The sequence below is a fragment of the Pseudomonas sp. Soil_N_39 genome (assembly GCF_057655955.1).
This window is the reverse complement of sequence record NZ_JBDGLI010000006.1, coordinates 254,505-268,865: the sequence shown is the minus strand read 5'-3', so window position 1 is coordinate 268,865 and position 14,361 is coordinate 254,505. Positions and strand designations below refer to the sequence as shown.

At 61.8% G+C, this 14,361-nt stretch carries 8 protein-coding genes and 2 tRNA genes; 2 read left to right on the top strand and 8 right to left on the bottom strand.

What is annotated here, in order from left to right:
- Positions 1-216: 216 nt before the first annotated feature.
- Positions 217-1,557, bottom strand: a complete 1,341-nt coding sequence (gene rimO / locus AC3A5O_RS12000) for a 30S ribosomal protein S12 methylthiotransferase RimO (protein WP_014336847.1) — start codon at positions 1,555-1,557, stop codon at positions 217-219.
- A gap of 335 nt (positions 1,558-1,892) precedes the next feature.
- On the opposite strand from rimO, the gene AC3A5O_RS11995 reads away from it, so the two are divergent.
- Positions 1,893-3,734, top strand: coding sequence for a potassium transporter Kup (locus AC3A5O_RS11995; RefSeq protein WP_436278759.1), 1,842 nt, complete (start codon positions 1,893-1,895; stop codon positions 3,732-3,734).
- Positions 3,735-3,987: 253 nt separating this feature from the next.
- Here AC3A5O_RS11995 and AC3A5O_RS11990 read toward each other — a convergent pair whose 3' ends face one another.
- The 4 genes from AC3A5O_RS11990 to AC3A5O_RS11975 form a co-directional block, all read right to left on the bottom strand.
- Complete coding sequence (locus tag AC3A5O_RS11990; protein WP_122565405.1) at positions 3,988-5,277, bottom strand: virulence factor family protein; 1,290 nt, start codon at positions 5,275-5,277, stop codon at positions 3,988-3,990.
- Positions 5,277-7,919, bottom strand: coding sequence for a bifunctional lysylphosphatidylglycerol flippase/synthetase MprF (mprF, locus tag AC3A5O_RS11985; protein ID WP_122565404.1), 2,643 nt, complete (start codon positions 7,917-7,919; stop codon positions 5,277-5,279). The genes AC3A5O_RS11990 and mprF overlap by 1 nt, the downstream gene beginning before the upstream one ends.
- A 152-nt stretch (positions 7,920-8,071) precedes the next feature.
- Positions 8,072-8,148: transfer RNA gene (locus tag AC3A5O_RS11980), tRNA-Met, on the bottom strand.
- A 231-nt stretch (positions 8,149-8,379) separates the two neighbouring features.
- Positions 8,380-8,456 (bottom strand) — tRNA-Met (locus tag AC3A5O_RS11975).
- A gap of 281 nt (positions 8,457-8,737) precedes the next feature.
- Between AC3A5O_RS11975 and dinB the strand changes: the two genes are divergently transcribed.
- Entirely contained in the window at positions 8,738-9,799 is a 1,062-nt protein-coding gene (dinB, locus tag AC3A5O_RS11970) for a DNA polymerase IV (RefSeq protein WP_060738936.1), read from the top strand.
- A 162-nt stretch (positions 9,800-9,961) separates the two neighbouring features.
- Here dinB and AC3A5O_RS11965 read toward each other — a convergent pair whose 3' ends face one another.
- The 3 genes from AC3A5O_RS11965 to AC3A5O_RS11955 form a co-directional block, all read right to left on the bottom strand.
- The gene (locus AC3A5O_RS11965) at positions 9,962-10,915 is read right to left on the bottom strand and encodes a hypothetical protein (protein WP_305469977.1); all 954 of its coding nucleotides are present in this window, start codon (positions 10,913-10,915) and stop codon (positions 9,962-9,964) included.
- A gap of 17 nt (positions 10,916-10,932) precedes the next feature.
- Entirely contained in the window at positions 10,933-12,648 is a 1,716-nt protein-coding gene (locus AC3A5O_RS11960) for a proline--tRNA ligase (RefSeq protein ID WP_122565402.1), read from the bottom strand.
- A 129-nt stretch (positions 12,649-12,777) separates the two neighbouring features.
- Positions 12,778-14,337, bottom strand: a complete 1,560-nt coding sequence (locus AC3A5O_RS11955; protein ID WP_122565401.1) for an AmpG family muropeptide MFS transporter — start codon at positions 14,335-14,337, stop codon at positions 12,778-12,780.
- Positions 14,338-14,361: the final 24 nt, after the last annotated feature.

The following is a 14,361-nucleotide window of genomic DNA, read 5'->3' as shown; positions in this document are numbered from 1 at the left end:
ATGTCTTGGGTTTCTCCATACGATAGCCGTAAAAAAGCCCCGCATCTTGTCGCAAGAGCGGGGCTTTTCAATTTTTTGGCCTGTGGAACAACCTGTGGGAGCTGAGCTTGCTCGCGATGGCGGTGCATCAGTCAGCATGAATATTGACTGACACGACCCCATCGCGAGCAAGCTCGGCTCCCACAGGTATTGCAGGGGCCTGTATAGGGTGGCAGATCAACCGATCTGCTCAGCCCACAAATCGTATTCATCGGCGTCGGTCACCTTGCACCAGACTTTGTCGCCTGGCTTGAGGTTGCTGCCGTTGTCGATGAAGACGTTGCCGTCGATTTCCGGCGCGTCGAAGAAGCAACGGCCCACGGCGCCTTGTTCGTCCACTTCATCCACCAGCACTTCGATTTCACGGCCGATGCGCATTTGCAGGCGCGCCGAGCTGATGGCCTGCTGGTGCGCCATGAAGCGCTCCCAACGGTCCTGCTTGACGTCGTCCGGCACCACGTCCAGGTCCAGGTCGTTGGCCGGTGCGCCTTCCACAGGGGAATACTGGAAGCAGCCAACGCGGTCGAGCTGGGCTTCGGTCAGCCAGTCCAAGAGGTACTGGAAGTCTTCTTCGGTTTCGCCAGGGAAGCCGACGATGAAGGTCGAGCGGATGATCAGGTCCGGGCAGATTTCGCGCCAGTTCTTGATGCGGGCCAGGGTCTTGTCTTCGAAGGCCGGGCGCTTCATGGCCTTGAGGACTTTCGGGCTGGCGTGCTGGAACGGGATGTCCAGGTACGGCAGGATCTTGCCGGCCGCCATCAACGGGATCAGTTCGTCGACATGCGGGTATGGGTAAACGTAATGCAGGCGGACCCAGACGCCGAGGGTGCTGAGGGCTTCGCACAGTTCGGTCATGCGGGTTTTCACCGGCGCGCCGTTCCAGAAGCCGGTGCGGTATTTCACGTCGACGCCGTAGGCGCTGGTGTCCTGGGAGATCACCAGCAGCTCCTTGACGCCGGCCTTGACCAGGCGCTGGGCCTCGTCGAGCACATCACCCACCGGACGGCTCACCAGCTTGCCGCGCATCGACGGGATGATGCAGAAGCTGCAGCTGTGGTTGCAGCCTTCGGAAATCTTCAGGTAGGCGTAGTGGCGCGGGGTCAGCTTGATGCCTTGTGGCGGCACCAGGTCGATCAGCGGGTTGTGGTCCTGGCGCGGTGGCACCACCTCATGCACGGCATTGACCACCTGCTCGTACTGCTGCGGCCCGGTCACGGACAATACGCTTGGGTGCACATTGCGGATGTTGCCTTCTTCCACGCCCATGCAGCCGGTGACGATGACCTTGCCGTTTTCCTTGATGGCCTCGCCGATCACTTCCAGGGACTCGGCCTTGGCCGAATCGATGAAGCCGCAGGTGTTGACCACGACCACGTCGGCGTCCTGGTACGTGGACACGACGTCATAACCCTCCATGCGCAGCTGGGTCAGGATGCGCTCGGAGTCGACCAGAGCCTTCGGGCAACCCAGGGATACGAAGCCAACCTTCGGATTGGCGGGCGCGGTAGTGGTGGACATGTCTAACCTCGGTGTAGGGGGGATCGTCTCTTGCCGAGACAGGGCGCCTGGCGCGCCTCTGATCAAAAAGTGCGCAATTCTATCCAGGGTCGACGCACTTGACCAGCTTTATACCGGGAAATGCGACGAGTGCTGCGCTATGCTTCGCGCCTTTGCGCTCTGGCGATTGCTACAGTCAACAAAACGTCTGTAACAATACGTAAAACAGCGCATGCTGCCTCAACAAAGCATCGTGTTTCGTTGAAGAAGACAGGTCTGGAAATCGGGAGTGTTGGATGGGTCATGCAAGTAGTCAGGTGGCAGGCGCCGAGCATTCGGCAGCGAAGCCGCTGAGCATGCTGGTCGCGGCGGTCGGGGTGGTTTATGGCGACATCGGCACGAGCCCGTTGTACACCCTCAAGGAAGTGTTTTCCGGTGCCTATGGCGTGCCTGTCAATCACGATGGGGTGCTGGGGATTCTGTCGCTGATTTTCTGGTCGCTGATCTGGGTCGTGTCGCTCAAGTACATGATGTTCGTCCTGCGCGCCGACAACCAGGGCGAGGGCGGGATCATGGCGCTCACCGCCCTGGCGCGGCGAGCCGCGGCGGGAAGGGCGCGACTGCGGACATTCCTGGTGATCTGCGGCTTGATCGGCGCAGCGCTGTTCTACGGGGACAGCATGATCACGCCGGCGATTTCCGTGCTCTCGGCAGTTGAAGGTCTTGGCTTGGCGTTCGAAGGTATCGACCACTGGGTGGTGCCCTTGTCGCTGGTGGTGCTGGTGGGGCTATTCCTGATCCAGCGCCACGGCACTGCACGGATTGGCATCCTGTTTGGCCCGATCATGGTGACCTGGTTCCTGGTGCTCGGCGCCCTGGGTGTGTACGGCATCCTGCAACACCCGGAGGTATTGCAGTCGGTGAACCCGGCCTGGGCCGTGCGATTCTTTGTTGTCCATCCGGGCATGGGCGTGGCAATCCTCGGCGCGGTGGTGCTGGCGTTGACCGGCGCTGAAGCGCTGTACGCGGACATGGGCCATTTCGGTCGCAAACCGATTGCCCGCGCCTGGTTCATCCTGGTGCTGCCAGGTCTGATGCTCAACTATTTCGGCCAGGGCGCGTTGTTGCTGGGCGACCCGGAAGCGGCGCGTAACCCGTTTTATCTGCTGGCGCCGAGCTGGGCGCTGCTGCCGTTGGTAGGCTTGTCGACCCTGGCCACGGTGATCGCTTCCCAAGCGGTGATTTCCGGCGCGTTCTCCCTGACACGCCAGGCGATCCAGCTCGGTTACATCCCGCGCATGTACATCCAGCACACCTCCAGCGCCGAGCAGGGGCAGATCTACATCGGCGCGGTGAATTGGTCGCTGATGGTCGGCGTGGTGCTGCTGGTGCTGGGTTTCGAATCTTCCGGCGCGCTGGCTTCGGCCTACGGCGTGGCCGTGACCGGTACCATGCTGATGACCACGATCCTGGTGTCCGCGGTGATACTGCTGTTGTGGAAATGGCCGCCGCTGCTGGCGGTGCCGCTGTTGTTCGGTTTCCTGTTGGTGGACGGACTGTACTTCGCCGCCAACGTGCCGAAGATCATCCAGGGCGGTGCGTTCCCGGTCATCGCCGGTATCGCCTTGTTCGTGCTGATGACCACCTGGAAGCGCGGCAAGCAACTGTTGGTGGATCGCCTGGACGAAGGGGCATTGCCGTTGCCGATTTTCATCAGCAGCATCCGCGTGCAACCGCCCCACCGTGTCCAAGGCACCGCCGTGTTCCTGACGGCGCGTTCGGACGCGGTGCCTCACGCGCTGTTGCATAATCTATTGCACAACCAGGTGCTGCATGAGCAAGTGGTGCTGCTGACAGTGGTGTACGAAGACATTCCCCGGGTACCGCCGCAGCGGCGCTTCGAGGTCGATGCCTATGGCGAAGGGTTCTTCCGGGTGATCCTGCACTTCGGCTTCACCGACGAGCCGGATGTCCCGCAGGCACTCAAGCTCTGCCATCTGGATGACCTGGATTTCAGCCCGATGCGCACCACCTACTTCCTCAGTCGCGAGACTGTCATTGCCTCCAAGCTCGAAGGCATGGCCCGCTGGCGCGAGCAGTTGTTCGCCTTCATGTTGAAAAACGCCAACGGCAACCTGCGCTTTTTCAATCTACCGTTGAACCGGGTGATTGAACTGGGGACGCAGGTCGAGATGTAGCCTCAGGAAAACAAGAAGCCCTCGTTGTCTTGTGGTGGCGGGGGCTTTTTTGTGGGCGACACTCATGCTGACGCCAGAGTGAAGCCCTTGTGGGAGCGAGCTTGCTCGCGATAGCGGAGTGTCAGTTTGCACAGATGTTGAATATGCCACCGTCATCGCGAGCAAGCTCGCTCCCACAGGGGGCAGTTGAGCGGGCACAAAAAAGCCCCGGCAACCCTAAGGCTGCCGGGGCTTTTGTCAGGCGTGTAGCGGTTTACTGTTCGGCTGGTTTGCTCTGGCGCTTGTTGATCTCATCGATCAGGCGCTTGGCCAGGGCCGGGTAGTTCTCGTCGAAGTGGTGGCCGCCAGGCAGCTTGATGGCTTCGCCTACTGCTGTCTTGTCGGTGCAACCGCTTTCGTCGGCTTCTTCACCGCCGTAGATGCACACCACTTTTTCGGCTGGCAGCTTGGCCATTTCCGGGCCGGTGGCGGCTTCGGTGCCGGCGTTGCCGAGCCAGCCTTCGACTTCGATCTCGAAGCTGCCGGTGCGGGCGAAGGCTAGCAGGATGATCGCATCGACCCGCTGTTGTTCGGTGGCCGGCAGGCGATTGTAAATGGCCGGCAACACGTCGGCGCCGAAGGAGTAGCCGGTCAGGATGAAGCGCTTGGTGCCCCAGATCTGCCGGTAGTGCTGCATCAGCTCGGTCAGGTCCGCCGCGCTCTGCTCAGGGCTCTTGTGCTGCCAGTAGTAGCGCAGGGTGTCGATGCCGACCACCGGGTAGCCGATCTTGGCCATTTCATCGGCCACGTCGCGGTCCAGGTCGCGCCAGCCGCCATCTCCGGAGAGAAACAGAGTGACGGTGTCCCGTGTCTGGCTGGCTGGGACTTCCACCACCGGGATGCTCAGGCCGCCCTTGGCCTTGTCGGTGCCCACCAGGATTTTGCGCAGTTCGTTATTCAGCACTTGCGGCAGGTTGATGTCGTAGTCGCTGATGCTGGTCTCGGCATTCGATTGGTCGCGTACGAAACCGGCGCTGGTGTCGTCGGGGTTGTCGTTCCAGGCCACCAGCCAATGGCCGTGGGCTGCTTTTTTAGGCAGCAGGTGGGTGCAACCGGGTTTTTCCAGGGCCAGGTCCACCGAAACGGCCTTGGCCTTGTCGTCCTTCTGCTCGGCCAGCCAACGCCAGGCCAGCACGGCGCCAGGGCCGATGCCGCTGACCAGCGTGGCAGGGCCCTGGAGCTCCCTCAGGCCAGCCTGCAGGGCACGGCCTTGCAACATGCAGTCCTTGGGCAGGATCACCTGGACGATCTGCGCCGAGCCGCTGCGGCTGAGGGTCGTCAATTGTGTGTCGCTGAGCTTCTGGTCTTCATTGACCGCCACCAGTACCCGGGCTCGCGCCTTGGTACCGGGAGTGACGCGGGTCAGGGCTGCGCCATCGGCTGGCGCCAGTTGTTCCAGGGTCGGTTGCGGGGCTGGGCGGTTCCAGTACCAGTAACCGCCACCGAGAATCACCGCCAGCACCAGCAGGGCGGCCACTACGTATCGCCAGGAGCGTTGCATCATCAGCGTTTCACCAGTCCAGTCAGGCCGCCTGCAATCAGGGCGGCGGTATCGGCCAGCGCCACCAGCGGATCGAGTCCGGCGGGCACGGCCATGTAACGAGGTTCCCAGTCAGGCTGGAATTTGTCTTTGAAGCGGCGCAGCCCCTGGAAGTTATAGAGCTGCTCGCCACGGCGGAACACCATCGAGCCCAGGCGCTGGGTCAGCGGTGCGCCGCGTCTCGGTTGCAGGCCCGACAGCGGGACCATGCCGAGGCTGAAGCGGGCGTAGTCATGGTTTTTATAATGCTGGATGAGGCCGACCATCATGAACTCCATGGTCAGTTTCGGGGCCTCGGGGTGGGCACGCATCAGGTCGAGGCTGGCCAGTTCGTGGCTGTGGGTTTCCAACAGGTTGGCGAACGCCACCGGCCGGCCTTCGAAACGAATCACCGCGATGCGGAAATGCTTGAGGTAGTCATCGCTGAAACGCCCCAGGGAAAAACCTTTTTCCCGCACGTTCTTGCCGGTCAGCCAGGCATCGGAAATGATCTTGAGCTCATCCATCGGCGCCTGGCCCGGCTCGTGGATCTCCAGCGACAGGCCGTCACGGGTGCCGCGGTTCCAGGTGTAGCGCAAGTCCTTCATCTCTTTGCCCTTGGCTTCGAGATCGAAACGCTTGAGGTCGACCCGTGCTTCTTCGCCCAGCTTGATGGCCGTCAGGCCGATGTCCATGTAGTACGGCAGGTTTTCGGCGCGCACCTGATAGAACACGGGACGGGCATGGTAGATGTCACACAGGTCGCGGAACTGCCAGATCATTTCGGCCCGTTGCTGGGTTGGACCGATCGGGTCGTACAGCGCCACCAGGCTGCGGCCACGGCGGGCGTACATCAGGAACGCCTCGTCGTTGGGGTGAAACAGCAGTGCCTTGTCACCGGTCAGGGCCAGGCCGCCGTCGGGTTGCGAAGACGTCATGAGAATCGTCTTAGCCCGCTCCAGCTCATCAGCCGTCGGTAAATGGATCACCGGCCGTGCGGTGCGCAGCAGCCAGGTCAGGGATACCACTACCAGCAGTACTGCGGCGCCCAGCAGCGAGCGCAGGCCGCGAGGAGCGTCCGCATCGAGGGTGAACTGCCACCAGAGTTGATGGCTGTAGGGCACGTCCTGGTAGGCAAACAGCAGCAGCCAGGTCGACGCGCCGAGCACGCAGAGGCTGGCGATCAGGAACAGCGGGGAAAATGGCAGCTCGGTCAGGCGGCTCGGACGATAAAAGGAGCGCCGGAATACCGCCAGCAGGGCCGCTGTCAGGGTCAGCAGCGTGGCTTCTTCCCAGTCAAAACCCTTGAGCAGCGAGAGCAGGGCACCCACCAGGAGCAGCACCGTAGTCAGCATCCAGGCGGCCGACAGGCGACGACGCAGGCCTTGGGCGAGCAACAGGCACAACACGCCCACCAGGCTGGCGCCGAGGTGCGACGCGTCCACCAGCCGATGAGGAATCAGGAAGCCGATGTGCTCCAGGCGGGTGTCGATTTCCGGGGTCACGCCGGAAAACAGCAGCACCACACCGGAGAGGAACACCAGCACCGCCAGGATCGGCGCGGCGAAACCCGATGCCGCCCGCAGGCTCTGGCGTGTCTGGAACAGCCGTTGCGCCTCGTTGATCAGCAGCAACACGCAGGCCACCAGCATTGGCAGCAGCACGTAGATCAAGCGATACAGCAACAGCGCGGCGGCCAGCGGTGCGGCGCCGAGTTTGTCGGCAAACGCGGCCAGCAGGATCGCTTCGAATACCCCGACCCCGCCCGGTACATGGCTGAGCACGCCGGCGGCCAGCGCCAGCAGGTACACCAGCAGGAAGGCGCCGAACGGCGGTGCCTCAGGCAGCAACAGATACAACACAGTGGCGGCCGCGGCCACATCCAGCGCGGTGATCACCAACTGCAAGAAGGTCAGGCGGCGACCCGGCAGGCGCAGTGTGCGACGCCCGGCCTTTACCAGAAGGCTGTCCCGATACGGCTGCTCCGGCAGGCGGCGGCGGTAAATGCCGATGGCCAATACGCTGGTGAGCAGCAGCACCGCCACGGAAATCGCCCCGAGCAAAGCGGCAGGCAAGTGCAGCGCGGCAGACGCGGCGGGCAGGTTGCTGAGTGTCGCCAGGGCCGCCAACGGCGGCAACGCGCAGCCCAGGGACAGGCTGGCGAACAGCGTCATGTGGGCGACATCCGATGCCCCCAGGCCATGGCGTGCATACAGACGGTAGCGAACCGAACCGCCCGATAGCAGCGACAGGCCAATGGCATTGCCGATGGCGAATGCGGTGAACCCGCCCAGGACCATGGTTTGTGGCGGCAGTGTCACACCGGCGTAACGGCTGGCGGACCATTCGTAGCCCAAAAGAATGATGAAGCCGACGACCGTGGCGGCGATCGCACCGAGCAGGGCTGGCCGGGGCACTTCCAGAATCGAGTCGTGCAGGGCGTATAGATCGAGCTCGCTCAGCAGATGGCGGCAGGCAATCAATGCAATCGCAAACAGCAGCAGCGTTACCGCGAGGCCGATGGGCTGGCGGTACTGGCTGATCCGATCCAGCCAGCGCAGTCGTTCGGCTTTGATCGGTTGTGTCGCGGTAACGGAGTCTTGCGGGTCAGACGAGTGGGCGCGCATCAATCACCTCTTGAGCTATGCGCGACAGGATGGGGGTATCCAGCTAAGTTACCAATCCCCGCGGTAAAAAATAATTACAAAAAATTTGTAATGAGGCCTTTTTTCGTCAGGCACAAAAAAGGCCACTCTTTCGAGCAGCCTTTCTTGATATTTGGTTGCGGGAGCCGGATTTGAACCGACGACCTTCGGGTTATGAGCCCGACGAGCTACCAGACTGCTCCATCCCGCGTCTGTGTGGCGGCATTCTACAGGCGAACGCCCGAGTGTCAACCGTTAAAAGACGCAGGGGTCAAATAAACGGCCGATCCGTTGCTTGCCTTCCTAAATGCGTGGAATTAAAGGGAAATTGTCCTACAACTTGCAGTGCGCGGAGTATCGCAGGTTGCGTGTCTCTGATCGTGTGGTCAGAAACGAGCGCGCACAAAAAAGGCCACTCTTTCGAGTAGCCTTTCTTGATGTTTGGTTGCGGGAGCCGGATTTGAACCGACGACCTTCGGGTTATGAGCCCGACGAGCTACCAGACTGCTCCATCCCGCGTCTGTGTGGCGGCATTCTACAGAGGATCGAGCCGCTGTCAACCCTGGTGTCATAAAAACCTGTTCCGCTTCAAGCGCTTAGACTTGGAAAAGGCATTGTGACAGCGCTGTGACGCAGGCCTGGCAAGGGCTGTAGCTCTATTGGAGAGTGCGTTGCGATTGAAGAAGTAAATTTATGTAGGCGTTTTCGGGGCGCGACGAAGGATCTTTCAAACTACTGGTGCTATATACAGGTGCCGATGCGATACTGGTGGCCCGATTCGTCCCACATCCTGTTCTTCTATGACGCAACGTAAAATCATCCATGTCGACTGTGACTGTTTTTATGCCGCTATCGAGATGCGCGATGATCCGCGGCTGGCTGGCAAGCCTATGGCGGTGGGTGGCTCGGCGGATCGGCGGGGTGTGATTGCCACCTGTAACTATGAAGCGCGAGCCTACGGCGTGCGCTCGGCCATGTCTTCCGGCCACGCCTTGAAGCTCTGTCCGGACCTCACCATCGTCAAGCCGCGAATGGAGGCCTATCGGGAAGCGTCGAAGGAAATTCATACGATTTTCAGCGATTACACCGACCTGATCGAGCCGCTGTCCCTGGACGAGGCCTACCTGGACGTTTCCGCCAGCGCCCATTTCGGCGGCAGCGCCACCCGCATCGCCCAGGACATTCGCCGACGTGTTTCCAATCAGTTGCACATCACCGTGTCCGCCGGCGTCGCGCCGAACAAGTTCCTGGCCAAGATTGCCAGTGACTGGAAAAAGCCCAACGGGTTGTTTGTCATCACCCCGGACCAGGTCGAGGACTTTGTCTCGGCCCTGCCGGTCAGCAAGCTTCACGGTGTTGGCAAGGTCACCGCTGAGAAGCTGAACCGGCTCGGTATCGTCGATTGCCTGCAGTTGCGTGAATGGGACAAGTTGGCGCTGGTGCGAGAGTTCGGCAGTTTTGGCGAGCGGCTCTGGAGCCTGGCCCGTGGGATCGATGAGCGTTTGGTGCACAACGACAGCCGACGGCAGTCCATCAGTGTGGAAAATACCTACGATGTCGACTTGCCCGACCTGGTGAGTTGCCTCGACAAACTGCCGGAGTTGATGGAAACCCTCAAAGGGCGCATGGCGCGGATCGACAGCAGTTATCGACCGGGCAAGCCGTTCGTCAAAGTGAAGTTCCACGACTTCACCCAGACCACGCTGGAACAGGCCGGGGCAGGGCGGGACCTGGGCAGTTATCAGTTGCTGTTGACCCAGGCGTTCAACCGGGGCGGCAAGCCGGTGCGGTTATTGGGGATCGGGGTGCGGCTGGAGGATTTGCGGGGAGGGTTCGAGCAGTTGGAGTTGTTTGAGCGGTGAGGCTGCCACTTGGCTGAATGTCTTGCCTGACGTCCACTTTGTCGCGAGGGACGCTTGTGGGAGCAAAGCTTGCTCGCGATGGCATCCTTGAGGTCGCCATCGCGGGCAAGCCTTGCTCCCGCTGGTCTTGATCTACACAAACCCTTTGTCACCGGGGGTATTTCAATTCGCGCCCGGATCCGCCACCAAGCGCCCGCCATCCTTGGTCAGGGCTTTCATGAATTCGGCCTGCAGCTCCGGATCGTTGCGCGTCAGTTCGATCAGGCTCTGTTCCAGTTCACTGGCTTCTTCTTCAAGTCCCAGCTCCGACAGGCGCTTGACCCGATGAACCCACTGGCTCACCTCGTCATCTTCCAGGTCGTCGTAGATCAGCGCGTGCGCTTCCACCAGTTTGCTGCGCAAGGTGCTGCTGACGCTCAGGGATGAATCGCTGTGCACTTCGTCCTGGGCATCCGTCACGCTGATCTGCAACTTGCCGAACTGGCTCAGGTCCTGCTCGGCGAACGGGCTTTCCAGCAGGTTCAAGCGCAGCACGCCGTTACGGTCGGTGCTCAGCTCGAAGGTCTGCCGGGCGGCCTTGACTTCCACCGGGCGTTCGCTCCACGGCAGGCTCGAGTGTTCCGTGCGCTTGTCGCGCTGGATTTCGTCGATGCCCGCCAGGTTCTGCTGGGCACGGCCATGGGAGGGGACGTTCATGAACGGGTTGAGCCCGGCGAAACCGTAGCTGATCCAGTCGCGGGTCGCCGTGTCCGGCAGGCTGCCGAGGGCGAACACATTGACCACGTTCGCGCCGATACCGGCCACCACGGCCACCGCGCCCAGGGGAATCTCGTAGATCTCCCGCCAGGGTTGGTAAGGCGTGTATCGATCGTAACGGCGGGTGACCTCGAACTCAGTGACTTCGAAGGTCTTCTGCTCATGGATGCGCACCCGACGCTGCGGCAGGTCGAGCACCTTGGGTTCGCCCACGTCGATCTGCAGGCTGTGGTCGAGCAGTTTGCGCTCGACCCGCTCTTCGTGCTCGCTGCGTTGTGACATTTGGTTGGCACAGCCGCTGACCAGCAGGGCGCCGCACAGGGCGGCGCCACCGAGGCCTAAGGTGTTTCGCTTGAACATGACGTCTCTATCTGGTGTCAGCGGCGGATACGGGCCTGGAGGAACGACAGCACGTCGGCAACCGGCAGCGCTTGCGGCTCGGCCTCGGTGCGGCTCTTGTATTCCAGGTTGCCTTCGGCCAGGCCACGGTCACTGACGACGATCCGATGGGGGATGCCGATCAGTTCCATGTCCGCGAACTTGATGCCGGGGCTGGTTTTCTTGTCGCGGTCGTCCAGCAACACTTCGAAGCCGGCGGCCGTCAGTTCGGCGTAGAGCTTGTCGGTGGCTTCGCGCACCAGGTCGGTTTCATAGCGCAGCGGCACCAGGGCTACCTGGAACGGCGCGAGTGTGTCGCTCCAGATGATGCCTTTCTCGTCGTTGTTCTGCTCGATGGCGGCTGCCACCACGCGGGAAACGCCGATGCCGTAGCAACCCATTTCCAGGGTGACCGGCTTGCCGTTCTCGCCCAGCACTTCGCACTTCATCGCCTTGCTGTACTTGTTGCCCAGCTGGAAGATGTGCCCGACTTCGATGCCCCGCTTGATTTCCAGGGTGCCCTTGCCGTCCGGGCTCGGGTCGCCGGCCACGACGTTGCGCAGGTCCGCCACGGTTGGAACCGGCAGGTCGCGCTCCCAGTTCACGCCGAAGTAGTGCTTGTCGTCGATGTTGGCGCCGATGGCGAAATCGCTCATCAGCTCGACAGAGCGGTCGATGATGATCGGCAGTGGCAGGTTCAACGGGCCGAGGGAACCGGCACCGGCGCCAATGGCGTCGCGCAGATCGGCTTCGGTGGCCATGACCAGCGGGCTGGCGACGCCTGGCTGGTTGGCGGCCTTGATTTCATTCAGTTCGTGGTCGCCACGGACGATCAGGGCAATCAGCTTGCCGGCTTCTTCCGCCCGCACGATCAGGGTCTTGATGGTGCGTTCGATCGGCAGGTTGTAGCCTTCCACCAACTGGGCAATGGTCTTGGCGTTCGGGGTGTCCACCAGGCGCAGCTCTTCAGTCGGCGCGGCGCGGGAGGTTTCCCGTGGCACGGCTTCGGCTTTCTCGATGTTGGCCGCGTAGTCGGAGCCATTGCTGAAGACGATGTCGTCTTCGCCGGACTCGGCCAGCACGTGGAACTCATGGGAGCCGGCACCGCCGATGGAGCCGTTGTCGGCTTCAACCGGGCGGAATTTCAGGCCCAGGCGGGTGAACACGTTGCAATACGCCTGGTGCATGCGGTCGTAGGTGACTTGCAGCGAAGCCAGGTCGGCATGGAACGAGTAGGCGTCCTTCATGATGAATTCGCGACCGCGCATCAGGCCGAAGCGTGGACGGATTTCATCACGGAACTTGGTCTGGATCTGATACAGGTTGATGGGCAGTTGCTTGTAGCTGCTCAACTCATTGCGCATCAGGTCGGTGATCACTTCTTCGTGGGTCGGGCCTGCACAGAAGTCGCGACCGTGACGGTCTTTGATGCGCAGCAGCTCAGGGCCGTATTCTTCCCAGCGCCCCGACTCCTGCCACAGCTCGGCAGGTTGGGTGCTCGGCATCAACACTTCCAGGGAGCCGGCGGCGTTCATCTCTTCGCGAACGATGGCTTCCACCTTGCGCATGACCCGCAGGCCCATCGGCAGCCAGGTGTACAGGCCCGAGGCGAGTTTGCGGATCATGCCGGCACGCAGCATCAACTGATGGCTGATCACGACGGCGTCGGAAGGCGTTTCTTTCTGTGTGGCGAGCAAAAATTGACTGGTGCGCATGGTTGGCCGTTGTCGGTTGCTGATGACGAGAAGTGACGGAGCATTGTACGGGCGAGATGCCCTGGCGTACAGGCGCGTGGCCGGTCGCCAGGTGCGAACGCCGGTTTCCCTGGCGTTTGCTGAAGTTTCCTACGACTCTTCCGCAGGCCGGGTGGGCGCCGGTTCCTCGCTGGGTGTCGAATCCTGGCGACGGTTCTCCTGGAACCAGTGCAAGGCGATCAGCAGCAGGGTCGGCACGCCCAGCAGGGCGGTGATCAGGAAGAAGTTGTGGTAGCCGAATTTTTCCACCATCACCCCTGAATAACCCCCGATCAAGCGCGGCAGCAACAGCATGATCGAGCTGAGCAGGGCGTATTGGGTGGCGGAGAATTTCAGGTTGGTCAGGCTCGACAGGTAGGCGACGAACGCCGAAGTGGCCAGGCCGGAGCTGAAGTTGTCCAGGGAGATGGTGACAATCAGCATCTGCAGGTTGGCGCCCATGTCGGTCAACATCAGAAAGAGGATGTTGGTGGCGGCCGAGGCGACACCGCCGATGAACAGGATGGGCAGGATGCCGAAACGGACGATCAGCAGGCCGCCCATGCCGGCCCCGACGAGGGTCATGATCAGGCCGAAAATCTTGCTGACGCTGGCGATCTGGTCCTTGGTGAACCCTTGGTCGATGTAGAACACGTTGGCCATGACGCCCATGACTGTGTCGGACATCCGATAGGTTGCGATCAGTCCGAGCAGCAGCAGGGCCTGCCAGCGGTAACGCAGAATGAAATCGTTGATCGGCGTCAGCACTGGCGCCAGTCCGCGACGGCCCATGGCCGACAGGCACAGGGCCGTCAGGATGGTATAGAGGATGGCCCGCAGGAAGGCGCGGTCTTCGAGCAGCAGGTCGAGCAGGCTGACGCCCTCGAACAGCACGCTGGCAAAGTCGGTGTTGAACAACTGGGTGAACATCGCCGGGACGGAGACCAGCAGCACGATCAGCACGAATACCGACGCCAACTGATGAACGAACGTGTAGCGGCCGGCCTGCAATTGGGTGCGCAGCGGCACCGGCGGCTCGCGCATGAACAGTGAGGTGAGGAGCGCCGGGACCATCAACACGCCGAACAGCAGGTAAGTACCAGCCCAGGCCGAGTGTTTGTAGTTGAAACCGGTGGAACCAAAGCCTTCGGCGAAGAACAGGGCGCCGGCGGTGGCCAGCAGCGCGGCGATGCGGTAACCGGACATATAGCTGGCGGCGAGGGCGGCCTGGCGGGTGTCGTCGGCGATCTCCAGGCGATAGGCGTCGACGGCGATGTCCTGCGTCGCGGAGGCAAAGGCCACGATCACGGCGATGGCGATCAACCATGACAGGTGTTTTTGTGGATCGCAGAAGCCCATGCCGATCAGGCCGAGGATCACCAGCGCCTGGGACAGCACCAGCCATGAACGGCGACGCCCCAGTTTGCCCAGCAGTGGCAGGCGCCATTGGTCGAGCAGTGGCGACCAGACCCATTTAAAGGCATATGCCAGGCCGATCAGGCTCGCGTAGCCGATGGTTTCGCGGGCCACGCCGGCTTCGCGCAACCAGACTGAAAGCGTGGAAAACACCAGCATGTATGGCAAGCCGGCAGCGAAGCCAAGCAGCAACAGCACGAGCGTCGAGGGACTGGCATAGGCGGCGAGGGCGGCGCGCCAGGTTTTACGGGGCATGGGCTGGAGTCTGCCTCAAAAATT